The sequence below is a fragment of the Flavobacterium zhairuonense genome (genome assembly GCF_004352915.1).
GTDB classification, from domain to species: domain Bacteria; phylum Bacteroidota; class Bacteroidia; order Flavobacteriales; family Flavobacteriaceae; genus Flavobacterium; species Flavobacterium zhairuonense.
Genome location: NZ_SJSY01000076.1, coordinates 380,962 through 407,957, shown reverse-complemented (window position 1 = coordinate 407,957; position 26,996 = coordinate 380,962). Strand labels below are relative to the sequence as shown.

Here is a 26,996-nt window from a genome sequence, read left to right as displayed (position 1 = left end):
GTTAATCCTAATTCTTAATTTTTAGTACTCCGATGTTTTTATTTTAGATAAAGCCATCCAGAGGTTTTTTGAGAACCGTCTCCTAGATCAAGAATATAGAAATAGGTGCCTTCAGGAAGTGTTTTAGCAGATCCTTCCGCTTTTCCATCCCAAGTATTGTCATAACCTTTTTTGAAATAAACCAAATTACCCCAACGATTAAATATGGACAATTGATTGTCAGGGTACTGTGTGATACAATCAATATAGAAAGTATCATTTTGTCCGTCGTCATTTGGAGAGAATTCATTCCAAATTTTCAAACAGCTTGGCGATACGGTAGCACTGTCTTGGTTATTAGATGCATTTGTATCGATTTGATCCATCGAAACTAGATTAGCAATATTCAGGTAATCTTTAAAATCAACTACTTTTACGTTAAGAGTTAGCGTTTGAATACCTTTAGGGGCAACATTTGGAATTTCCCAAATTCCGGTTGCACTGTCGTATGTTCCAGACGATGTCGTAGCCGATTGTAATTCGTATCCTTTTGGCAACAGATCTTTCACCGCAACATTTGTTGCTGCTAGATTTCCAAGGTTTTGAGCGGTAATCGTAAATACGACACTGCTGTACATGGCAACATCTGTTTTATCAACTTCTTTGATGATGGCAATATCAGTTGATGGAATGTTTATGAATTCAGAATCTTCATCATCTTCACTTTGATCGCCATTGTCATTATTTGGCTTGCTGTCTGGATCAAATTGATTAGATGCAGTTACCTGCGCCATGTTTTTATAATCTTCCTGTTCAAGCCCTTTTGGATTATTAACGGTAACTTGGTAAGTCAATGTTACACCTCCAACAGGGACTGTAAGGTTTGCCCATTTTATAGTATTGTTACTGAATAATCCTCCATTACTAATGTTTGAAATATTGCGGTAGCCTAACGGAATTATATCATCAATATTTACCCCAGTTGCGGTGCTCGGCCCTTCGTTATTAAGCTGTAATGTAAACGTAATTACTTCATTTACATTTGCATTTTTATTGCTTACAGATTTGTCAAGACTTAAATCGGCAACTGCTACATTAATTTGAAGGCTAGCATAATCGTCTTCCGTAATCACTCCGTTATTTGGAGTTGAGTCGGGATCAGGTAAATTACTGGCGATGATTTCGGTTGTATTTGTATATTCATTTGCAACTCCTGTAGGAGGATTTACAGTTGTATAGATGTCCAGAGATTCATCGTTCCCTGCAGTAACAATACCCACATTCCAAACACCGGTAATATAATTATAAAGTCCGCTTGTAGGAGCGCTAGTTAAATACTTGAATCCAGGAGGCAGTAAATCTTTAACAGAAACACCGCTGGCATTTGCAGGACCATCATTTTTAACGGTAACAGTAAATATAACCGTCGATCCAACATCATAGGTTGCATTAGCATTTAATGCTGTTTTAGTGAGGGATAAATCGGCCATGACAATTACAGGCGTTACAAAAATACTGTCATAATCATCTTCTGTAGTGACGCCATTTCCTGGAGTACTGTCGGGATCAAATTGATCTGAAGTCATTATTTCGGCAGTATTTAAGTATTCATCTGCTGTGCCTGTTGGTGCTTTTACAAACGCATTTATCAATAACGTATGACTATTTCCTGGCAAAATAATTCCAGGAGTCCAGATTCCTGTTGCCGGATTATAGCTTCCAGATGTCGAATTAAAAAAGGCATATTGATAACCAGAAGGAAGAATATCTTTGATGGTTACACCAGTTGAAACGCTTGGGCCGTCATTAGTCACCGTGACTGAAAATGTAATTTGTGATCCAACAGCAGGAGTGAGATTATTGCCAACTACATTTTTCTCTATCGAAAGATCAGTTACAGCAGGAACAGGAGTAAGCAATACTCCATTCATATCATCTTCGCTTAGTACACCATTATTTGGAGTACTGTCAGGGTCAAATTCGTTTGATGAGAAAACTTCTGCAAGATTATTATAATTACCAGTAGTATTGACTTTCGCACCAATTAAAAGTGTTTCTGATCCTCCATTTGGAATTGTTCCAATGTTCCATATTCCAGTCGGATTAAAATATTGTCCCGAAGTTGAACTGTAAACTACATATTCAAAACCGCTAGGAAGTATATCTTTTACACTTACTCCGGTTGCGGCTTGCGGACCGCTATTTCTTACTGTTATCTCAAATGTTACTGTCGCTCCAAATATTGGACTTAGATTTCCTCCAACGACAATTTTTGTTAATGATAAATCGGCGACAGGAGCAACAGGAGTAGTTGTTGCCATGGCGTAATCATCTTCAGTTGTAACTCCATTATTTGGTGTTGAGTTTGGATCTGGAAGATTGCTCGCAGTAACTTCAGCAGTATTGGTATAATTACCGGTTGCGTTTACAGATGCTGTTAATTGAAGTGTTTGGGAGTCTCCATTGATTAAAGAACCAATATTCCATTTACCTGTCGTTTTGTTATAAGTTCCTTTAGTTGCAGTATAACTGCGGAAAGTATATCCAGAAGGTAATAAATCAGTCACTTCAGCACCAGTTACATTTTGAGGGCCGTTGTTGCTAACCACAATTTCAAATGTTACTAGAGAACCAATTAATGGAGTAGGGTTGTTAACTGTTTTGGTTAATGATAAGTTCGCAGCCTGAGTAATTGGTGTTGTGGTTGCGGTTGCGTAATCATCTTCAGTTGTAACGCCATTATTTGGTGTTGAGTCGGGATCAGGAAGTCCGGCCGCTGTTATTTCAGCAATGTTTGAATAAACACCAGTTAGGTTTACAGTACCTGTGATCTGTAACGTTTCAGATTTTCCATTGATTAGATTGCCAACAGTCCATAGTCCTGTTGTTGCGCTATAAGTTCCTGTTGTAGCTGTAAAATTGTTGTAAGTGTATCCAGTAGGAAGCAAATCAGTTACTGTAACGCCAGTGTTGTCCTGTGGGCCATTATTGGTTATCACAACTTCAAAAGTAACCTGACTGCCTACCAATGGTGTTGGATTGTTAACTGTTTTTGTCAATGATAAATCAGAAGACTGAGCTGTTGGTGTAATCGTGGCAGTTGCATAATCATCTTCTGTTGCAACTCCGTTGTTTGGAGTCGAATCAGGATCAGGAAGTCCCGCAGAAGAAACCTCAGCAATGTTTAGATAATTTCCTGTTGCATTTACAGTTGCTGTAATTTGCAATGTCTCAGATTTTCCATTGATTAAATTACCAACAGTCCATAATCCTGTTGTCGCGTTATAAGTTCCAGTTGTCGCCGTAAAGTTGCTAAAAGTATATCCCGTAGGAAGTAAATCAGTTATTTCCACTCCAGTATTGTCTTGTGGACCATTATTAGTAACAACGACTTCAAAAGTCACTTGACCGCCTACTAATGGAGTTGCATTGTTGACTGTTTTAGATAAAGATAAATCAGAGGCTTGCTGTACCGGAACAGTTGTAGCTTCGGCATAATCATCTTCTGCATTTGCTCCATTATTTGGAGTCGAATCAGGATCAGGAATATCACTTGCAGTGACTTCGGCCGCATTTGTATAATTTCCAGTTGGATTAACCGTTGCTAAAAGCTGTAATGTTTGTGATTTTCCCGCTTTTAGTTCCCCTACGTTCCACAATCCTGTTGCAGGATCATAAGTTCCTGTTGAAATTGTAAAATTGTTATAAGTATATCCTGTCGGAAGTAAATCAGTTACTGTCACACCAGTATTATCTTGTGGGCCATTATTAGTAACAATAATTTCAAAAGTCACTTGAGAACCTACTAATGGAGTAGCATTATTGACAGTTTTAGTTAAAGATAAATCAGAAGATTGAGCAGTAGGTGTAATTGTTGCTGTTGCGTAATCGTCTTCAGTTGTAATTCCATTATTTGGAGTTGAATCCGGATCAGGCAGACCGGCAGCAGTTATTTCCGCAATATTCAGATAATCTCCAGTTGGATTTACAGTTCCCGTAATTTGCAATGTTTCAGATTTTCCATTGATTAAATTGCCTATTGTCCATAATCCAGTTGTTGGATTATAAGTTCCAGTTGTAGCTGTAAAACTAGTATAACTATATCCTGTTGGAAGTAAATCCGTTACGGTAACTCCAGTATTGTCTTGCGGACCATTATTGGTTACAACGACTTCAAAAGTGACTTGACCGCCAACTAATGGAGTAGCATTATTGACAGTTTTAGTTAAAGATAAATCTGAAGATTGAGCTGTTGGCGTAATTGTTGCCGTTGCATAATCATCCTCAGTCGTAACACCATTATTAGGTGTAGAATCAGGATCTTCAAAATCTGCGGCTGTAATTTCTGCAATATTAAGATAATCTCCAGTTGCATTAACTGTTGCAGTAATTTGTAAAGTTTCTGATTTTCCATTGATTATGTCGCCAACAATCCATAAACCAGTTGCAGGTGCATAAGTTCCTGTTGAAACTGTGTATCCTGAGAAAGTATATCCGGACGGAAGCAAATCAGTAACCTGAACATTTTTATTATCATCTTTTCCACTATTGGTAATCACAACTTCAAACGTAACTTGAGATCCTACTAATGGAGTTGTATTGTTTACCGTTTTAGTTAATGATAAATCAGAGACTGGCGGAGGAGGAGGCGTTTCAGCTCTTGTGCCTACGGCTGCAATTGCATAATCATCTTCAAGTATTGCTCCATTATTTGGAGTCGAATCAGGATCAGGAAGATCAGCTGCTGTAACTTCGGTTCTGTTAACGAAATTTCCAATTGCATTTGCGATAGCAACAATTTGAAGTGATTCTGATTGTCCATTTCTTAAATTTCCAATATTCCATAATCCGGTCGTTGAATCGTAAGTTCCTGTTGAAACAGTGTATCTCGTGAAAGCGAATCCGGCAGGTAGTAAATCGGTTACTTGAACACCAGTATTATCTTGAGGACCATCATTTTTAATTATTAATTCAAATGTAATCTCGGTATTGACAATTGGTGTTGCGTTACTCACTGTTTTAGTTAACGATAAATCAGAAGATAATGCTGTTGGTGTCACTGTTGCCGTTGCGTAATCATCTTCAGAAGTGTTGCCATTATTTGGCGTTGAATCTGGGTCAGGAATACTGCTTGCGGTTACTTCAGCAATATTAGTATAATCACCAGTTGGGTTTACAGTTGCTGTCAATTGCAACGTGTGAGAAGCACCGCTTGATAAAGTCCCGACAGTCCATAACCCTGTTGCCGCATCATAACTTCCGGCAGTTGTACTATATGAAACATAAGTATAGCCAGATGGAAGTAAATCAGTCACAGTTACGCCATTTGTATCCTGTGGGCCTGCATTACTAACCTGAACGCTGAAAATGACTTGTGAACCTACTAGTGGTGTAACATTATTGACAGTTTTAGTAAGCGATAAATCGGCTGCTTGCGGAACAGGAACTGTTGTTACTTGTGCATAATCATCTTCTGTAGTAACTCCATTGTTTGGAGTAGAATCGGGATCGGGTTGATCGCTGGCGGTTACTTCAGCAATGTTAGTGTAATTACCAGACGCATTTACCGTTGCTTTAATTTGTAGTGTGAAAAAATCATTAGATTCCATTCGGTTTATATACCATTTTCCTAAAATTGGATCATAAAGTCCGTCAGTTGCACTGTATGAAACATAGGTATAGCCAGATGGAAGCACATCAGTTACTACGACATTTTGAGTTTCAATTGGGCCATCATTGTGTATTGCAATTGTAAAAGTGACTTCAGAGCCTACCACGGGTGTTGCGTTATCAACAAGTTTTGTAATTGCTAAATCGGCTGTTAAATTAGGTGGGACAGGAACAGTTGTCGCTTCTGAATAATCATCCTCTGAAACATTTCCGTTTCCAGGAGTTGAATCTGGATCAAATACATCACTAGATGTTATTTCAGCGCTATTGGTATAATTTCCTGTATTGTTGACTGTGGCCGTAATTTGTAAAGATTCGATCTGATTTAAATTCATGCTACCAATGTACCATAGTCCAGTTATTTCGTTGTAAACTCCCGTTGTTGAAGAATAACTGTTAAAAGTATATCCAGACGGAAGCAAATCTGTAACAGTAACACCAGTTGTGTTTTGAGGTCCCTCGTTAGCGATCGAAATTTGGAAAGTTACTTGAGAACCAACAATAGGATTAGTATTATTTACGGTTTTAACCAAATTTAAATCAGCGGTTTGTTGAACTGGAACTGTTGTTGCTTCGGCATAATCATCTTCAGTAGTAACTCCGTTATTTGGAGTGGAATCAGGGTCTGGAAGATCGCTTGCTGTAACTTCGGCGCTGTTTGTATAATTTCCTGTAGCATTAACAGTTGCAAGCAATTGCATTGTTTCAGAATCTCCATTAACTAGATTTCCCACATTCCATATTCCTGTGGCCGAATCATAAGTTCCAGTAGATATTCTATATCCTGTAAAAGTATAACCTGAAGGAAGAAGATCAGTTACTTGAATACCATTATTATCTTGAGGGCCATTATTGGTTACAATAATTTCAAAGGTAACTTCAGAACCTACGACAGGAGAAGCATTATTTACAGTTTTTGTTAGAGACAAATCTGAAGATTGCTGAACTGGAACTGTTGTTGCAGTAGCATAATCGTCTTCAGTTGTAACTCCATTATTAGGAGTAGAATCTGGATCAGGTATATCACTGCTGGTTACTTCGGCAATATTTGTATAATCTCCTGTAGGATTTACAATTGCAGTTATTTGTAAAGTTTCAGATTCACTATTTTCAAGAATATCTAATGACCATACACCCGTTGTGCTGTCATATGTACCACTTGTTGCATTAAAACCTCTATAAGTGTAACCAGAAGGAAGTAAATCAGTCACAGTTACATGAGCAGTATCTTGAGGTCCGCTGTTTGTGGTAATAATTTGGAAAGTTACAATTGAACCTACTAAAGGTGTTGCGTTGTCAACGGTTTTAGTTATTGATAAATCAGCCAATGCAGGAATAGGGGTTGTTACGGCATTATCTTCATCATCTTCGCTTTGATCTCCATCATCGTTATTTGGTGCACTATCTGGATCTGGAAGATCGCTGGCAGTTACTTGCGTAATATTTAAATAATCACCTGTTGGAAGTACTTTAGCATCAATAATTAGTGATTCAGATACTCCGGTATCAACGGTTCCAACATTCCAAATCCCTGTAGTTTCATCATATAATCCTGCAGATGAACTGAAATTTACAAATTCATAGCCGGACGGAAGCAAATCTGTGACCTGAACTCCAGTTGCATTGTTTGGTCCGTCATTTTTAATAACGAGTTCAAATGAAACCTGACTTCCAACAACGGGACTTGTATTTCCTGCAACTACGTTTTTAGTTAAAGACAAATCTGCAGTTGGGCCAATAAACGTAAAAGGAGCATTATCTTCATCATCTTCACTTTGATCGCCATCATCATTATTTGGCGTACTATCAGGATCAGGAAGATCACTTGCTGTAATTTGAGCAATATTTAGATAATTGCCTAATGGATTTACAATTGCTCTAAATGTTAAGTTTAAAGTTGCACCAGCAGTCAACGCTAAATTTTGCCAAGTAATAGTAGCATTTGCAATATTATAAAATCCATTATTTGAAACTGAGCCAGGAATTAGAGTGAAACCTTCAGGGATAACATCTTGCACAGCTATTCCTGTGGCATTTCCAGGGCCATTATTAAGAATAGTAAGTGTAAAATCTACTTGATCTCCTGCGGCTCCAGAGGTTGGTGTAACCGACTTGGTAAGTTCTAAATCAGCTGATTTTAAGTTTATTGTAGCGCTTGCCATATCATCTTCCGGCAATCCGTTGCCTGGTGTACTGTCAGGGTCGAATTGATGAGCAGTTTGTATTTCGGCTGTGTTAATATAATTAGCAGCAGTTGCTACTTTTACTTTTGCAGTAATTTGCAAAGCAAGCGAGTTTCCATTATTAAGATTTCCAACATTCCAGATACCAGTAGTATTGTTATATTTTCCTCCTCCGTTATCACTTACATAGGTATATCCTGCAGGCAAATGATCAGAAACAGTTATCCCAGTTGCATTATTAGGACCGCTGTTTGTAACTCTAATCGTAAAAATTACATTATCATTAATGCTTACAGAACTCGGAGAAACCGTTTTTTGAAGCGATAAATCGGCTACATCGAGAATTACTGTTGCGCTGTCTTGGTCATCTTCGGTTGAAACTCCATTATTAGGTGTACTATCAGGGTCATATTGATCAGAAGCAATAACTTCGGCAGAGTTCACGTAAGAACCGCCAGCTCGAATTGTAGCTTTGAAAGTTAAATTCAATATACTGCCACTTGGAATTGTTAGACCAGTCCATGTAATAGTGTTATCTCCAACATTATACTGTCCTGCCGAATTAACAGATCCAGGAACTATTACAAAACCTAACGGAATATAATCACGTACAGCAACGTTTGTAGCCGTTACAGTTCCGCCTTGTGCATTGTTATTGTTAAAGACATTTATATTGAAAGTCACGACATCACCAACACTTCCTGTTGTTGGCGTTACAGTTTTTGTTAATTCAAGATCTGCAACAGCGAGTATCGTGAGATTCATTGTGTCTGTTGAAGGTGGACAGTTTCCGTTAGTAACACTCCATTGTAGTGTATAAATACCAGGAATTGTTCCGGTAACAGCTGTTGTAGGACTTGTTGGATCTGTGAAACCAATTGTGCTTGGCCCTCCAGTTTGAGTCCAAGTTCCTGTACCAATAGTTGGTGTAACAGCATTTAAATTAATAGGTGAAAATTGAGGGACAATTTGATTTGGTCCTGCATCTGCTGTTGAAGGATTTTCATATATGGTTACAAGAACAGAGTCTTGCGAAGTACAACCATTATTATTTACAGTAGTAGTTGTCCAAAGAAATTCATAAGTTCCAGGTATTAGACCTAGCATTAGTGAATTAGCATTATTTGGTGAAGCAATATTTGCTGTATTTGGACCAGAAACTTGTGTCCAAGTCCCCAAACCAGAAGTAACAGGAATAGCAGCCATAGTAACAGTAGATACATTACAAAGCTCTTGATCTGGTCCTGCATCAGCAATAGACGGTGGTGTATCATTAAAGATTATTGTAACTGTATCTGATGAAGGCTGACATAACGAAGGAGATGTAAAAGGTCCATTCGTAACGGTCCATGTCAGGGTATAAGAACCTATAACTACGTTTGATAACGTAGTAACGGGACTGTTCGGATTGTCAATAACCGCATTTGAATTACCAGGTTGTGAGGTAATTGTCCATGTTCCAATACCAACTGCAGGTGGAACTGCAGCAGTTTTATAAGTAGTTTGACAGGCCACTGTATCATCAGGTCCAGCATTTGCGGTGCTTGGTGGTGCATTCATTTCAATTCGGACAATATCTGAAAGGGATCGGCAATTATTGCTTTGAAATACCCATTCAAGAATATAAAGCCCCGGAACTGTTAAGTTAGTAACAGTGGTTAAAGGTGCAGATGGAGTTGTAATTACGGCAACACTTCCGGCTGGTTGATAAACAAAACGCCATTCAGCCGTAGTAACGTCAGGGGGTGGCATATTTCCAGTCATAGTTGCAACTCCTCCAACATCATTAATACACAAAGTTTGATCAGGCCCAGCATTTGGATCAATGCTAGCGCCACTGAAAACAGTAACATTAACAGAATCTGATGTTCCGGCACAGGAAGTTCCATCAGGAAAATTTGAAGAAAGAGTGGTAAAAGTAAATACATAATCATTTCCAGGAACAACAGTTGCATTTGCAATATAACTATCAGCTGGTGATTGAGTAATAACAACATCATTTACATTTCCGGTTGTACTTGTAAGCGACCAAGTTCCTTTTGAGTTTTCACTTGCTTTAAGCTGTACACTGGTAACATCACAATAAGTTTGGTCAGCTCCCGCATCGGCTGCCGGCTCTACAATTACGATCATATCATCAAAAGTGCCTTGGCATAAAAAGATGCTTTTTGCAGTTATTGTCCATCTAAAAGTATAAGTCCCGGCAATAAGTCCGTTGATCACTGTATTTGGGTTAGAAGGATCCACAATTGTTGGCTGATTTGGAGCACCTGTCAAAACAGACCATTGTCCCAATTCAAAAAAACTGTCATAGGTACTTCCGGCCATCGTTACCGAACTGTTATTGCAAATATTTTGATCTGGACCTGCCGCTGCCTGATGCGGCGGGATACCAATAGTCAAGTTAATATCATCAAACGCTTGACCACAAATGTTGGCATCAACTGTCCATCTAAAAATGTAATAACCACTATAGTTAAACGTAAAAACGGCATTAGGGTCATGTATATCGCTGATGGTGTAATTTCCAACGCCTGAAATTCTACTCCACGTTCCAGTCGCTCCTGCACTTTGTGTTGCGGCCATTGTGATAGTATTACCACAAATTTCCTGATCAGGACCTGCATCAGCTACAGGAGGCGTTTCAGCAACTGTTACTGAAACACTGCTTACACTTGGAATACAGGTTCTAACTCTGGCAATAATAGACCAAGTAAATACATAAGTCCCATTTCCAGGCACAGTAACCATTGTATTAGGGTCATTTTCATCAGCAATTACAACTCCTGTTGAAGGTACTACAGTCCATGTTCCAACATCGGTTATTCCCGGTGTATTTCCGCTGAGGTTAAAAGTTGTCGTGCCTGAAGAGTAACAAGCATCTGGTCCTGCGTCTGATTGTGTTGGAGCGAGAAGGTTGTTGGTTAATATGCTAACATCATCAGAAACGGCTGATCCACATGAAGGACCAGGATGTGTATAGGCAACCGTCCATCGTAATACGTAGGATGAATTTGTAGTTTGAAAACCAGTTGCGATAGCATTAGGATCATTGATATTAGAAAATACAATAGTGTCAGGTCCCGAGACTTGACTCCAAGTTCCAATTTCACCTGGATCTGGCTGTACTGCGGCTAGCGGTACTTGTGAATTTGTACAAATTAACTGATCTTGTCCAGCATTTACATTATTAATAGAACTGTCCGAAACATATACGGTGACTGTAGCCACAGAAAATCCACAGGTTGCTCCACCACCTTTTGTGATATATTGAAAAACATATGTTCCTGAAATAAGACCGCTTACTTGTGTGTCAACTGCAAAATTATCGGCAATTACGGCAGTATTTGGACCACTCAACTGGCTCCAAAAATGTAAACCATCATCCGTCGTGACTCCGGAAAGAATCGTTGATGTATCACCACAAGGTAAACTAACGTCTGTTCCTGCATTTGAAGGAGTTGGCTCACCAGAAACCAAAATATTTATAGTATCAAAACCATAATCACACTCTACAGTTAATGCCCCGGTTTGTTTTCTAATAAATTCAACAGTATAATCGCCTGGCGCAGTAAGTGTTAAAGTAAGAGAATTGCCAGTATCTTGCAAAGCGGTAGGAAATGGTCCTAATGGTGAAAGGGCAGGTCCGCTTACAATGCGGTATTGATTTGATCCTGTGCCGGTAACCGTTAGCGGAATTGTAAATACAGTCGCATTACAGCTTCCCACAATATCGTCACCATTATTAGCAACAATAGTTCGGGTTGGACCATTATATTGTACAACATAATCTTTAGTAAAGATACATCCAGTATTGTTATTTGTAAGTGTATAACGGAATCTGTATGGACTTCCTGCCGAAGAAATATTAGTTACTAACGTAGTTGGATTTGTAGGCGAAACAATTACAGCTCCTGGATCTCCTTCAATCTGTATCCAAGCTACAGTTTCACCTGCATACAAAGGTGTTTGCGCAACAAGAGTCACTTGATTTATGGTGTTGTCACAAAAGAATATATTTTCATCTCCTCCAGGCAATTGTGTTACATCTTGTGTTGCTGGTGGTACCGTAATTACGACTAAATCATTACCAGATGCACAAGGTCCTGTTACCGTCCATCTAAAAGTATAAGTTCCTTCTACTAAGTTTGAAATGCCTGTATTATTAGCATTTGGATTGGCTATAGTTGGGGTATTAGGTCCCGAAACAAACGTCCATTGGCCGTTTTGCCCATTGAGTCCACATCCTCCATAAGATCCAATAAGATTTGTCGACTGGGTTGTTGTATAACAATTGCTTAAAGTTTGATCTGGTCCAGCAGTAACAGGTTTAACACCGCCATAATTGGTTACCGTAATTTGAGATGTTGTTCTACAGCGTTGTCCGGGTGCAAATTCAGGACCTTCAATAACCCATTGAAGTGTTGTAACTCCACAGCTTGTTGCAGGCAGTGTGATGGTTGAGGTTGCTAAGTTTGGAAAATTAATTACAACTCCGGCATTATTTGCTCCTACAATTTCCCAATAACCAGTTTCTCCGGTATTTTGAGGTGTGTTTCCAATAATGGCTAATGTGCCATCACTGCTAGGACAGCTTGCAATATTACCTCCAGCATTGGCTATGGTGATTGGTTTGACATTTACAACCTTATCTTGATATGATACAATTCCGTCAGAGCAGGTTGCGCTGTATCTAAATGTATAACTATTGCCTCCGGTATATCCTGATATTGTAGTGCTAGGGCTGGTTGGAGAATTGATCACAACAGCGGGTCCTGATATTTGTGTCCAGTGCACTGTACCCGTAATTGGGCTTGGAGTGTTGCCCGTTAAAACTAATGCATCAGTTTCACATATTGTGACATTAAGTACTCCGGCATTTACCGTACAGTTTTGGGCATTTAGGTTTAGAGTACTTAAGATTATTAAAATAATGGCTAAGTACAGTTTTTTAGAAAAATTAGTAACCGCAGAATAAAAGTAAAATTGTGGCATAAGCAATCAGAATTTTAAAGGCAGTAAAAACGATACAGCCTTAAATTAATAATTACAATGTGTGAATTAATATTGCGTTTTTGTTTGATTTGTAGGTTCTTGCGATTGAATGTATGGGTGGGTTTTTCAAAGTTAAAGAAAGTAGAAATGTGAACCTTAATATTTAATGTTTCAAATTATAAAATGGAACAATAAATTAGATGTTGCAACACAAAAAAGAGCTGTTTATTTGGGTTTTTTGCAAAAAAAATGTTCGATTGAAATATATTTTTAGCAAATCAAAAGAAAAATGGATTTTAGAAAATGTTGTTAAGCAGCATGTTTTTGCAGGTTAAAAAAGAGGAAATTTTTGCAAATTAGAACCATAAAATTCAGCAATAATAAAACTTTAAAGGAACTCTCGAATATCTAAATTTCTTTAAGAAAAAAATAACAGACGTAAACTCAATTCTAATGTTATTTTAATGTAGCGCCGAAAATTTCGTCCTAACTTGCGCCACTTTAAGAGACAGAAAAATGTTAGCAAAAATTAAAAATAGTATCTTTTGTAAATGCGTTCACGCATTGCTAATCGGCTATTTTTTAATGAACAGTATTAACTTTTCTGGAACATTTGCTAGAATTGTAAATAACAATACCGAACAACATTCTGTTAAAGGAATGACATGCAATTTCTTGAAAAAAATCTTCAAATGTGACGGGATCCCAGAAGAATTGGATGATTATGAGAACAAAGAAACCAAAACTACTAAGTTGGCAAAGGGAATCCCTTTACTAGAATATATCATGCCTTTAGATTCTTCAATGGCTAATCTATATTTTCAGGTTAACGCCAAAGGTAAAAACTACATCAATAATCCAATTTTTTCTTTCGGATTTCATGGCAAAATTCATTTGCGACCTCCTCAAAATATTGCATAAATAGTAGTTTCCTAATACAAAAAACACGTGCTAAATCCATAGTATCAGTTTTTTCGTATGTTAATAATTATCTGTTAATGTAATATTTAGACGTAAATTCATGACACCTTTTAAACGTTTTTACAATTTACTCACGCTTGATAAGCGCGATGTGTATCAAATTATATTTTATGCGGCATTTGCCGGTTTAGTCAACCTTTCGCTTCCTTTGGGAATACAGGCTATTATCAATTTTATTCAAAGCGGACAAGTAAGTGTTTCTTGGATCGTTTTAGTAATTCTGGTAACAATCGGAGTGGGTTTTGGCGGCGTTTTGACCATTCTACAGCTTCGAATTGTCGAAAATCTGCAACAGCGAATTTTTGTGCGTTCATCGTTTGAATTCGCTTACAGAATGCCTTTGATTAAATTCAAAGAAATGTATTCTGAATACGCTCCTGAAAAAGCAAATCGATTTTTCGATACGCTGATGGTTCAAAAAGGAACGGCAAAATTGCTACTGGATTTTTGCACTGCTTTTCTACAAGTTGGACTTGGAATCATTTTATTGGTTTTGTATCATTCTTTCTTTATGGTAATCGGACTTTTGTTTATTGCTATTTTGTACATCATCTTTAAATTTTCTTATAAAGATGGTCTTGAAACGAGTCTTAACGAATCAAAATTCAAATATAAAGTTGCGGCTTGGCTTCAAGAAATTGCAAGAAACCGCGAAAGCTTCCGAAAAAAAGGCGGTTTCGAATATGCGCTGAAACGCAATGACGGTTATGTAACGAAATATGTCGATAATCGTGAAAAGCACTTTCAGGTAATGAAAAAACAATATATTCAGCTTACTATTTTTAAAGTAATTGTTACAGCTGCCTTATTGTCTATTGGTGGTTTTCTGGTAATTCACCATCAAATGAACATTGGGCAGTTTGTAGCTGCTGAAATTGTAATTGTATTACTGATCAATTCGGTAGAGAAAATCATTTTCGGACTTGAATCTTTTTATGATGTATTGACATCTGTCGAAAAAATCGGCCAAGTAACGGATATGGAAATTTCGTGCATTCCTGAAAAATCAACTGTAAATGAAGCTGGAATCACAATCGAAACTGAAAGTGTGGCTTATAACTATCCAGATCATAATAAAAAGTCTCTTAAAAACATCAATCTGAAAATAAATCAAGGCGAAAAGATAATCTTGCGAGGAACAAACGGAGCTGGAAAAAGTACCTTATTGCGATTGCTTGCGGGTTTATTGGAGCCAGAAAGCGGTGCTTTGTATGTGACAGATACTTTCATGAACCGACTTGACGAAGACAGCTACAGAGCACAGGCAGGAACGTACTTGCAAGGCGATACACTTTTTGCCGGTACAATCAGAGAGAATATTCTTTTTGGAAATGAAGAATTAAATAATGACGATTTAAAATGGGCTTTGGACAGTGTTGGTTTGACGCCAGATATTAAAACATTCCCTAACGGATTAGAACACCAAGTTCATCCTGGCGGACATGAACTTTCGGCTTCAGATATTCAGAAAATATTGCTTGCGCGAAGCATTGTTCATAAACCTAATATTTTATTCCTAGAAGATCCTGTTGATAAAATGGACGAATTGACGTCAGGAAAAATTGTTGATTTTTTACTTTCTAAAGAAAATGACTGGACGGTAATCGTAACTTCTAAAAATGATATTTGGAAGAACAAATGCGATCGTATGATAACCATTGACGACGGAAAAATCATTAACGACATAAAGCTATAATCATGCTCAATATATCAAAAGATAATAATATACTTATAACTCCGGGAAAATATAACTCTATTACAAACGTTGCCCGAAGACCTCATTATAAAATTTTAAACAGAGTCATCATCGGATTTTTATTGTTTGCCTTTGGCTGTCTGTTTCTTCCTTGGACGCAGAATATCTCAGGAAGTGGTTCGGTTACAACATTAAAGCCAGATCAACGTCCACAAACAGTTCACAATGCAATTGCTGGAAGAATCGAAAAATGGTACGTGCAGGAAGGTGATTATGTTAAAAAAGGCGATACAATTGTTTTTATTTCTGAGGTAAAAGAAGATTACTTGGATCCAAATCTTGTTGGCAATACAAAGCAGCAGGTTGATGCTAAAAAAATGGCAGTTGAATCATATGGCGATAAAGTAAATTCTCTTGAAGTTCAGGCAAAATCGCTTAACACAGAAAGAGAACTGAAATTGCAACAAGCACAAAATAAGATAAGACAATCGCAATTGAAAATCAAAAGCGACAGTATGGATTTGGAAGCAGTCAAAACACAATTGAGAATCGCTAAAACACAATTTGATCGTTCCACGGCTTTAAATAAAGAAGGTTTAAAACCGCTTACAGATGTTGAGCAAAAAAGACTAAAACTTCAGGAATCTGAGGCTTATATCATTACGCAACAAAACAAGCTTTTAAGCAGCAAAAACGAATTAATAAACGCAAGAGTTGAAATTAACCGAATTACTGCAGAATATGCTGAGAAAATTTCGAAATCAAGAAGCGATAAATTCACTGCTTTAAGCACGCAATATGACACAGAAGCTCAAGTGAATAAATTGGAAAATCAATATACGAATTACCGACTTAGAAACGGACTATATTACATTACAGCGCCACAAAGTGGCTACGTAAACCGTGCTTTATTGGCAGGTCTTGGAGAAACGATTAAAGAAGGAACTCCAATTGTGAGCATTATGCCATCTAGTTATGATATTGCGGTAGAAACTTATGTTGACCCAATCGATCTTCCGTTAGTACATCGCGGTGCAAAAGTTAGAGTTTGGTTTGACGGATGGCCAAGAATTGTATTTTCTGGATGGCCGGGATTATCATACGGGACTTATGGAGGAAGAATTGTAGCAATCGAAAATTTCATCAGTTCTAATGGAAAATACAGAGTGCTTATTTCTCCAGATGGCCCAGATAATAAATGGCCAAAAGAATTGAGCATTGGAGCAGGAGCACAAAGTATTGCTTTGCTCGAAACGGTTTCGGTTTGGTATGAAATATGGCGAAATTTAAATGGTTTCCCACCAAATTATTATAAGTCAGATGTAAAGGAGGCAAAATATGAAAAGGACAAAAAATAAATTGAAATACGTTGCAAGACTATTTTCTCTTTTGTTTTTATTCTGTTTTTCGATTTCGTATAGCCAGGATTTTAATAAAGAGGAATTAAGTTACAGCGAATTTTTAGGATATGTCAAAAAATACCATCCGCTGGTAAAACAAGCGAACCTTGAAATAAGCAATGCACAAGCAGCGCTGATGGTGGCCCGTGGTGGATTCGATCCTAAAATTGAAGTAGATTACAGCAAAAAAGAGTTTAAAGGAACAGAATATTATTCGTTATTAAACAGCAGTTTCAAAATCCCGACTTGGTACGGAATTGAGATAAAAGCCGGTTTTGACGATACTGATGGGCAATATTATAATCCGCAGAATAAAACTCCAGAAGCGGGTTTGACTTCACTAGGCATAAACGTGGCTTTAGGACAAGGAATGTTCATCAATCAAAGAATGGCTGACGTTAGGGAAGGAAAACTGCAGTTAAAATTGAGCGATGCACAACGAAAACTAAAAGCAATTGAAGTTTTGTACAAAGCAAGCGAGGCCTATTTTGAATGGAGAAAAAGCTATAACGAAGCTGAGCTTTACAATCGATATTTAGGCTTTGCAAGCAAACGTTTTGAAGGTGTAAAAAAGTTGATTGAGTTAGGCGACGCGCCAGCAATTGATAGTGTTGAAGCCGGAATTACGGTAAGAAACAGACAACTGAATGTTGAAAATGGAAATTTGAAATTGGCTAAAGCCAAATTATATCTGTCCAATTATTTATGGATTGAAAATGTTCCGGTTGAACTGGAAGATAATGTAAAACCAGAAGAAAATCTGATTCAGACATTGGAAACAACGTTGAAAACTGACGCGATGATGGTGGAAGTTGAAGGTTTAGAATCACATCCAAAACTTCAGGCTTTGGAAACGAAGATGGGTATGTTGGAAATCAACAGAAAACTGAAAGCAAATTCATTGCTTCCTAAGTTGAATGTTGGCTACAATTATATTTCAGAGCCTTCGTATTGGAGCTCTTTCAATGCCGATGATTACAAATTTAATGTCGATTTTAGTATTCCGATTTTTTTGAGAAAGGAAAGAGGAAGTCTTAAATTGGCAAAATTCAAAATTCAGGATATACAGTTTGATATCGAGCAACAAAGGTTGGAGCTTAAAAACAAAATTAAAGCACAGCAAACTGAAATATCATCTTTAAAAAGACAAAAAAAGGTAATTGATAATCTGGTAAAAGATTACATTACAATGTTGAATTCAGAAGAAAAACTGTTTTCATTTGGCGAAAGCTCCATTTTCTTGATTAATTCGAGAGAGAATAACTTAGTGAGCGCAAAACTGTCTCAAATCAGCATTGAAAATCAGTTTTACATGTCAAATGCCGAATTGTATAAAATACTGGCAAATCCAGATTAAAAAACTTATTTGTTCGCTTAGTTGTTGGTTATATTAGGAGAAAACAGCAGTAATTATTTTTTACTGCTGTTTTTGTTTTTGGGCTACTTGGTGCAATTAATTCTAACACATAGAAACATAGATTTAGAGCGTTAAAAAAAAAGGCGTTTCACTTATTTAAAATAAACATAGTTGGCTATGTGTTAGAAACTAGTTTCTTTTTTTTAGCTCCTTATATGCAGGTAAAATCTATGTTTCTATGTGTTTAAATTAATTTTAAATTTTAAATAAAAAAACATATTAAATACAAAATAGACTAAAATTCTTGGTCGAAATACTTTAACTTTATGCGCTTTACCACTTAAATTAATGAGTACAGAAAATCCAATTCCAGAAAACGAATTTGAACGTTTAGCAGCCTTAAAACGTTATAATATATTAGACACACTTCCAGATCATGCTTTTGACGATGCCACAAAGCTTGTTTCTTATATTTGCGGTGTGCCAATTGCCCATATTTCTTTTATTGATGAAAGCAGACAATGGTTTAAATCTGAAATCGGAATAGGGGTTTCTGAAGTGCCACGCGATATCAGTTTTTGCAAATACACGATTATGGAGTCAAAAATGGTCGAAATTAATGACACATTTTTGAACGACCGTTTTAAAGATGATCCTAATGTTACCGGAGGTTTTAAAGTAAGATTTTATGCTGGAGTTCCCTTGACAACACCAGACGGCTTTAATATCGGAACCATTTGCGCCATAGATCATGTTACCAAGAAATTGGATGAAAATCAACGAAATGCACTTTCGATTATTGCAAAACACGTTATAAATCAACTGGAAGTTCAGACTAAAAATATTGAGTTGGCTGCTCAGAAAAAAATTGCAGAACGTGCAGTTTTGGCAAAAGACAGTTTTTTGGCCAATATGAGCCACGAAATTCGTACGCCATTAAACGCCATAATTGGTTTTACAGATCTTTTATCGCAAACTGAGCTTGATGAAACACAGCACGATTATATTGATAGCGTTCAAATTGCGGGCGAAAATCTGCTTTTGATTGTAAATGATATTTTGGACCTTTCTAAAATTGAATCAGGGAATTTAACTATTGATTCGGAGCCTTTCAATCTGAAAAAAACACTTAAACATGTTTATAATTTATTAAAAGTAAAAGCGCATAAAGACGTAGAATTCAATCTCTTTTTAGATGCCGATATGCCTGATATGGTTATTGGCGATCAAGGAAGGTTAAATCAGATTTTAGTAAACCTTATCGGAAATGCATTGAAATTTACTGTTGAAGGTGATGTCACGGTTTCTGTTAAAAAGGTTGATGAAACAGAAGATCATTATTCACTTCGATTTTCTGTGAAAGACACCGGAATCGGAATTCCAGAAGACAAACTCAAAACTATTTTTGAACGTTTTACACAAGCAGAGGAAAGTACAACGCGAAAATTCGGTGGAACTGGACTCGGATTAAATATCGTAAAACAATTGGTTGAACTTCAAAAATCTGAAATTCAAGTAAAAAGCAAAGAAGGACGAGGTTCAGAATTTTCTTTTGTTCTTTCTTATAAAAAAGCGACTGAAAAACTTGAGACCGTTAAAACCATTTCAAAGAATGATCTTGGAAACCTGAAAATTTTGCTTTGCGAAGACAATGTTCTGAACCAAAAATTAGCAAAAAGTGTGGTGCAAAATTTTGGTTTTGAAATAGATATCGCCGAAAATGGGGAAGAAGGCATCGAACTTTTATCGAAGAACAAATACGATTTAGTTTTGATGGACCTTCAAATGCCAATTAAAGATGGTTATCAGACAACGGAATACATCAGAAACGAAATGAAGTTAGAAATTCCGATTATTGCCATGACTGCGCATTCTCTTGTTGGAGAACAGGAACGTTGTTATAAAGTTGGAATGAATGCTTATGTACCAAAACCTTTTAAGCAAGCGGTGCTTTTAAAAGCTATAAAAACCGTTATGAACGAAGATGCTGATCATGGAAGAAGAAGGGTAATTGATTTTTCTATTTTAGACGAAATGGCTTGTGGCAATCCTGATTTTAGAAAAGAAATGATTGATCTTTTTATAGAAAAAATCCCTAGTCAGACAGCACAGCTTGAAGAAGCATTTAAGAATGAGGAGTATGATGTGGCAAAGAAACTGGCACATAATATGAAATCAAGCTTAGATATTTTTATGCTTTCTGATCTCACAAATTGTTTGTCAATTATTGAAGAAGAAGCTTCAAAAAATCAATTTACCTCTGAAAGTGCTGATAAAATAAACATTTTGCATTGTGGTATAGATGAGACCGTTAAAATCTTGAAGGAGCTTTGATAAAAAAAAAATAAGCCTTAGCTTTACATATACGCCTAACATAAATAGCATTTTTGCCTCAAATTATAATAACAATGAGAATCATTTTAGCCGAAGATAATGATATCCTACGCAAATCATTATCATTTTTCCTAGAGTCCAAAGGATTTGCTGTTGAGCAGTTTTCTGACGGAAAAGATGCGCTTGAAGCCATCGAAAAAAACAATTACGACTTGATTTTAACCGATATTAATATGCCTGGCATAAGCGGAATGGAAATTACGCAGTATGTGAGGGAAACTATTAATTCAGAAGTTCCTATCATAATACTTACTTCTTCAGGTGTTGAACAAACTGAACTGGATTCTTTTGATATTGGTGCAAATGAATTTATTGCAAAGCCAATCAGTCCTGCAGTTCTTTTAGTGCGAATTAATAAGTTGTTAAAAATCAAAGCTTAATGAAATTTCTATATTATTCAATTGTTTTGTTGTTTGTTTCTTCTATTTGTTTTGGGCAAGAAGTAAATATCGATGCAGTTTTGGCTCAAGTAAAACAAGAAACAGAGAAGAATAATTTCGATAAAGCCTTATCATTAATTGAGCCTTTACTTGCAAAATTTCCTGAAAACGAAGATATTCAGGTTTATACAGGCCGAATTTATAGTTGGAAAAAGGAGTATTCCACATCAATAAAAATATTGGCTCCAATGGCTGATAGGACAAAACCAAATCCGGATGCTCTTTTGGCGATTATCAATACGTATTTCTGGTCAGAACAATATGAAAAATGTATTTCATATTGCGATAAATATTTGGAAATCGAGCCTAAATCTACAGAAGTTATAAAAACAAAAGCAACTTGTCTTGAAAAGCTAAACCGCGATCAAGAGGCGTTGGAACTTATTGAAAAAGCCTCAATTGCAGATAATAGCACACAGCCATTTAGAAGCATTCGAACACTGATTGGAAAAAAAGCAAAAAATGCAATTGCAGCGTCTTATCTTAATATTTCTACTTCAGAGCCAGGCCAATCACCTTTGCATTATGGGTATGTTGAATATTCGCATAAATTCAGCAAATCGGCAATTGTGGGTCGCGCAAATATTGGAAATACCAGCAATGATACACAAATGCTTTTTGAAACTGATTTTTATCAAACCTTTTCCAACAAAAGTTATTTATACGCCAATGCTGGACTTTCAACAGGAGAAACGCTATTTCCCGTTGGAAAGGCTGGTTTAGAATATTATTTTGCACCAGTTAAAAAATTTGATTTCGCATTTGGGGCCCGATTTATGCATTTTGAAAGCGATGATATTACGTTGCTTACAGGGCAAGTTGCATACAATTCAGGAAGTTATACATTGGCATACAGACCGTATTACGATACAGGAAATTCATTGTTTTCGCATGTTTTGAGTTTGCAGAAAACTAATGAAGAAAATGAAAGCATTATAAGGCTGGAACTTCAATACGGAACAGTTCCGTACTTGTATCTTTATAACGGCTTTACACAACCATTAGAAGCTTTTAGAGTTGGATTGCAATACCAGCATCGTTTTGGTGATTCTTTTTTTGTTCGCCCAATTTTTCTTTATGAACGTGAGGAATACACTCCAGGAGAATATAGAAACAGGTTTAATCTGCAGCTAATCGTTACGAAACGTTTTTAATATGGAAAAAATTTGGGAACTATATGAAAAGGGAGATTGGGTCGTGCCATTTTTGATTTTTTCAATATACGTATTTGTTGGAGCCTCATTTTTGTTGTATGTAGTCATTATTTGGAGCCGAAATAAAAACATTAAAAGGGAAAGACTTAGAATTGAATACAGTGCAGCAATTGAAGAATTGATGGCTGCAGTGGTTTTTGAAGACAAGACGTTTGCCTCAATTCAGAAAGAACGAAGCTTGGACTTGTTTTTAAATAATGCATTTTTTAGAGAAGTTGTGATGGAAACAATCCTAAATCTGCACAAAAATTATGATGGCGTTTATGCTCAAAAACTAGAACAGCTTTATAAAGATTCGGGTTTGATAAATGATTCATTTAAAAAACTTCGAAACTTCAGATGGGAAGTAAAATGCAAAGGAATTACAGAGCTTGCTGAGTTTAATATTAACGATGCATTTGAAAATATTATAATATTTTCGAAAGCTCGAAAAAAGACTTTAAAAATCGTCGCAATTAATGCTTGTATCAAATTAGCGGGAACAAAAGGCATTGTTCATTTGACGGAACATCCTGATCCTATTGATGATTGGACACAGTTGAATATAATTGGAGCTTTTAAAAAGCATGATATAGGCGATACAAAAGGAGTGGAACTTTTATTGGAATCAAAAAATACAACCGTAATCACTCTTGGATTAAAACTAATTAAAGAGTTGAAGCTTACTCAAAAAGTTCCTTATGTGGCAGAATTAGTAGATCGAGCGCCAAATACTTTAATTAAATATGAAGCGCAAAATGTATTGCAGACTTTAACCGTATAATTAAAACTAATGGATTTTTTAAACAACGAATTAATGTGGTTTGTAGATATATACATAGTTCTTATTTTGGGCTATGCGATATTGATCATGTCTTCGTATCTTATATTAGCGTATCTTTCTACAAAAGAGCTTAGGGGTTATCTTAAAAAAAACAGTTTTGTTGACTACGATGTTTTGCTTACAAGTGAGTTTGCACCAAAACTTTCGTTGATTGCGCCAGCTTATAACGAAGGTTTTACAATCGAAGAAAATGTAAAATCTTTGCTTTCATTGAACTATAATAATTATCAGGTTATTGTGGTAAATGATGGAAGTAAAGACAATTCGATGGAAATTCTAATCAAAACTTATGATTTAGTTTTGACTGAACTTGATTTTCATCCACAAATTGAAACCAAAAAACTAAAAGGAATCTATACTTCCAGAAATGCTGCTTTCAAAAAATTAATTGTTGCCGATAAAGAAAATGGAGGCAAAGCCGATGCCTTGAATGTAGGTTTAAATATTGCTCAAAATCCATATGTGGTTTGTATTGATGTAGATTGTATTCTGGATAAAGATTCGCTTTTAAAATTGGCTAAGCCTTTTTTAGAATCGCACGGAAAACGCATTATCGCAACTGGAGGAGTAGTAAGAATTGCCAATCAATGTATAATTAAAAACGGTCGTTTGGTCGAAGTGAATATTCCAGACAGCATGATTCCGCGAATTCAGGTTTTAGAATATTTGCGCGCATTTCTTTTAGGAAGAATGGCATGGGGAAGACTTGACGGGTTATTATTGATTTCTGGTGCTTTTGGTGCATTCGACAAAGAAATTGCATTATTAGCAGGCGGTTACAGCACAAAAACAGTTGGGGAAGATATGGAGCTTGTGGTGCGAATGCGTCGTTATATGCTTGAAAACAAATTGCCATATTCTGTAAGTTATATTCCAGATCCGCTTTGTTGGACAGAAGCTCCAGAAGAGTTCAAAATATTCAAAAAACAGCGCAGTCGATGGATGCGAGGAACAATCGAAACACTTAGTTTTCATAAAAGAATGTTCATGAATCCAAAATATAAATTGTTAGGAATGCTGAGTGTTCCTTATTGGACATTATTTGAGTTTCTGGCGCCAGGAATTGAATTTATAGGACTTGTCATTACTTTAGTTTTTATAATTTTAGGTTTGCTGAATTGGCATTTTTTCTTTTTGCTCTTATTGTTTGTTTACACTTTTGCCGTTTTCTTTTCTGTTTTGGCATTGTTCAGTGAAGAGCGAACTTTTCATAAATATCCAAAACAAGCTGATTTTTTCAAATTGCTTTTAGCAGCATTTATTGAACCATTATATTTTCATCCAATGGCAGTTTACGCAGCTTTAGTGGGCTACAAGGAAAAAATCAAAGGAACACATGGCTGGGGCGAAATGACCCGAAAAGGTTTTACCAAAAAACAATAAACTTAAAAGGATTTTCAAAACGATTAAAAGTTATTTTTGTAAAGCCCCATCGGGGTAAAATATTTATAGGATTGCAATAAGACAAATGAAAAAAGCTCCAGCGGAGCGACATATTTTTTATTCAAATATATGTCGCTCCGCTGGAGCTTTATATTGTAAACAATTATTTTTTTGCTATAAATATTTCGCTTCTCTGAAGCTTAAGAAAATTAAGGCATAAATAAAACCGTTCCGCCGTTTGCTGAAAGTTCCAAATTAAACGAAGCATTATCCAATTTTTTTGTACTGAATTTCGATTCCTGACCTTCGCCATCACTTATGACAGAAACATTTTTGCCTTTTAACATCGGAAGATTTACGGTAATATTCTTTGGGTTGTTTTCGCCATTAATTGCAGCAACATACCATTTTGTGTTTTTCCTGCGGGCAATTACACAATATTTTCCTGGATAACCATCTATAAAAACGGTTTCGTCCCAAACTGTCGGAACAGCTTTTAAATAATCGAACAAGTATGCAGGTTTTTCTTTTAAATTTTCTGGCGTTAATCCCCAATGTTGAACGGCAGAAAAGAAAACTACCGCTGTCGCCATTTCAAAAGCATCTGTAGTTTTACGAATTGTGCCTTTGTTTGGCTCACGATGCAGACGCTTATTTAGAAAAACGGGACCAAAATCCATTGAAGCGACAGTATTTCTTGTAAATGGATAAATTGTTGCGGTAGAAGGATATCGGTCACTGAATGCTTGTTGGAAAACCAAATTTTCAGAAGCAAGAACCGCCTCACTTGTCATGTAATTTGGATACATTCTTTCCCAACCACGTGGAAGTGTAGCTCCATGAAAATTAATATTCAGACCAAATTCTGCTGCATCAACCAGTATGTCGTGATATAATTTCATAGTAGCTTGTTTGTCTCCACCAAAAAAATCAATTTTTAATCCTTTCACGCCAATTTGTTGCAACCATTTCATTTCTTCTCGACGTGCTTCTGACGTATTCATTTTATTTTTTGGCGTTTGTGGTGCTGTATTCCAGTTTCCATTTGAATTGTACCAAAGCAAAACGCCAACATTTTTTGATTTGGCATACTGTACCAATTCGGCCATTTTTTCTTTTCCGATATTTACATCCCAAAGCGCATCAATCAAAATGAATTCACATTTCATGTCTGAGGCAAGATCAATAAAAGTTTTTTGGTCATTGTAATTACAGCTTTCATCTTGCCAAACGATCCAGCTCCAGCTTGCACGGCCGGCATCAAATATTTTTGAAGTTTTGACAAGAGACTTTACAACATCTGTAGAAGCAGTCGATTCAACAATTGGTTTCAACGTTTTTCCTAGCGTTATGGTTTTCCAAGAAGTTTGCATTGGCAAAGTTGCCGTTGCTGTTACTGGCCCTTCATGATTGTTTTCGCCTTCTTGCGGAAAACTAACCGTGTAGATTCCGTCAATGCTCGCGTCACTTAATCGAGTTCCAACATAATTTCCACTGATTCCAGTTTCAGAAATCAAAAGCCAGCCTTTATCTTCCACATGAAAAAGTGCCGGAAAAGTAAATCCTAATCCGTATTGTGATTTTGTTCCAATTGCAGCTTCTCGAGTATATTCTTCCTCATAAGAAGGTTTCGTTTTTTCCCAACCACTTAATGGCGGTGCTTGTGGCGTAATAAAAGTGGTGGATTTTGAAGGAAGTTTGAAACCTGTAATTTCTTTTTCAATGGTACAGTTTCCGCTATTTTTTTTGCTTTTTGGAATGATATAACTGAAAGCAATATCTGTATTTGTAATTCTAAAAATGACATTTATAGTATCGTTCGCAGCATTTGTGAAAATGCATTTCAATTCGTTTGCCTTATAATTCACTTGACTGACTTTTGAGCGATCTAACTTATAGGATTCTTGAATTTTGTCTTTGGCACTGCCAACCAATTTTAAGCTTTTAGAAAAATCTCCCACAGAACTTACCAAACCTAGAGGAGATTGCCCCAGAAATTCATTGTTTTGATAGCTTACAGTATAAAAAGCATTTCCATTAGCTACAGAAATTTCGAGTTTAATGTTTTTATCAGGACTAAATGCCTCTGTTTTTTGGGCTTGAATCGAATATGAAATTGAAAATAAAAGAAAACTAAGAAAAATACATCTCATTTTGGCGGTTTTAAATAGGTTAGTAAAAATATAGCGGTTAAAAATAGTTATAAGTGTAAAAATAACACTATTTTTGAAATGTTTTTTAAAAGAATCATTTTGAATGAAGATTTTGCTTGGAAATTTTTAAAGAATAGTTTTTAAAAGCTAGGTTTTAAAGGAGCTCAAACGATTTGATTTTATAAAAAAAAAACTAAGCAATCCCATTAAAGTTGTGTTTAAACAATCACAACTAAATTTACTTTCACAGAGAAGATGCTGTTTATTTTTGAATTAAATATTATAGATATGATAATGGAAATTGTATCGCAAAATGTAATAGTTGAAA

The 26,996-nt window shown here is 36.3% G+C and carries 11 protein-coding genes; 9 read left to right on the top strand and 2 right to left on the bottom strand.

Annotation, left to right across the window (positions count from 1 at the left end):
• Positions 1-38 precede the first annotated feature (38 nt).
• On the bottom strand, positions 39-12,827 hold the full coding sequence (locus tag EYY60_RS20755; protein WP_132991185.1) for a PKD domain-containing protein: 12,789 nt from the start codon (positions 12,825-12,827) through the stop codon (positions 39-41).
• Positions 12,828-13,412: 585 nt separating this feature from the next.
• Between EYY60_RS20755 and EYY60_RS20750 the strand changes: the two genes are divergently transcribed.
• The 9 genes from EYY60_RS20750 (at position 13,413) to EYY60_RS20710 (ending at position 24,515) form a co-directional block, all read left to right on the top strand.
• Positions 13,413-13,748, top strand: coding sequence for a hypothetical protein (locus EYY60_RS20750; protein ID WP_235832371.1), 336 nt, complete (start codon positions 13,413-13,415; stop codon positions 13,746-13,748).
• A gap of 100 nt (positions 13,749-13,848) precedes the next feature.
• Positions 13,849-15,504, top strand: a complete 1,656-nt coding sequence (locus EYY60_RS20745) for a peptidase domain-containing ABC transporter (RefSeq protein WP_132991183.1) — start codon at positions 13,849-13,851, stop codon at positions 15,502-15,504.
• Between the two features lie 2 nt (positions 15,505-15,506).
• Positions 15,507-16,862: an HlyD family secretion protein gene (locus EYY60_RS20740; protein WP_132991182.1), complete on the top strand. Its 1,356-nt coding sequence runs from the start codon at positions 15,507-15,509 to the stop codon at positions 16,860-16,862.
• On the top strand, positions 16,843-18,261 hold the full coding sequence (locus EYY60_RS20735; RefSeq protein WP_132991181.1) for a TolC family protein: 1,419 nt from the start codon (positions 16,843-16,845) through the stop codon (positions 18,259-18,261). Before EYY60_RS20740 ends, EYY60_RS20735 begins: the two co-directional genes overlap by 20 nt.
• Positions 18,262-18,609: 348 nt before the next feature.
• Positions 18,610-20,595 carry a GAF domain-containing hybrid sensor histidine kinase/response regulator gene (locus tag EYY60_RS20730; protein WP_132991180.1) on the top strand — a complete coding sequence of 662 codons (1,986 nt, stop codon included), beginning with the start codon at positions 18,610-18,612 and terminating at the stop codon, positions 20,593-20,595.
• A gap of 74 nt (positions 20,596-20,669) precedes the next feature.
• Positions 20,670-21,035, top strand: a complete 366-nt coding sequence (locus tag EYY60_RS20725; protein ID WP_132991179.1) for a response regulator transcription factor — start codon at positions 20,670-20,672, stop codon at positions 21,033-21,035.
• Positions 21,035-22,249 (top strand): YaiO family outer membrane beta-barrel protein, encoded by a 1,215-nt coding sequence (locus EYY60_RS20720; RefSeq protein ID WP_132991178.1) that lies wholly within the window; start codon positions 21,035-21,037, stop codon positions 22,247-22,249. Before EYY60_RS20725 ends, EYY60_RS20720 begins: the two co-directional genes overlap by 1 nt.
• Position 22,250: 1 nt before the next feature.
• Complete coding sequence (locus EYY60_RS20715; protein ID WP_132991177.1) at positions 22,251-23,072, top strand: hypothetical protein; 822 nt, start codon at positions 22,251-22,253, stop codon at positions 23,070-23,072.
• Between the two features lie 9 nt (positions 23,073-23,081).
• Positions 23,082-24,515, top strand: coding sequence for a glycosyltransferase family 2 protein (locus tag EYY60_RS20710; RefSeq protein WP_132991176.1), 1,434 nt, complete (start codon positions 23,082-23,084; stop codon positions 24,513-24,515).
• 209 nt (positions 24,516-24,724) lie between these two features.
• Here EYY60_RS20710 and EYY60_RS20705 read toward each other — a convergent pair whose 3' ends face one another.
• Positions 24,725-26,668 (bottom strand): glycoside hydrolase family 97 protein, encoded by a 1,944-nt coding sequence (locus EYY60_RS20705; RefSeq protein ID WP_132991175.1) that lies wholly within the window; start codon positions 26,666-26,668, stop codon positions 24,725-24,727.
• Positions 26,669-26,996 lie beyond the last annotated feature (328 nt).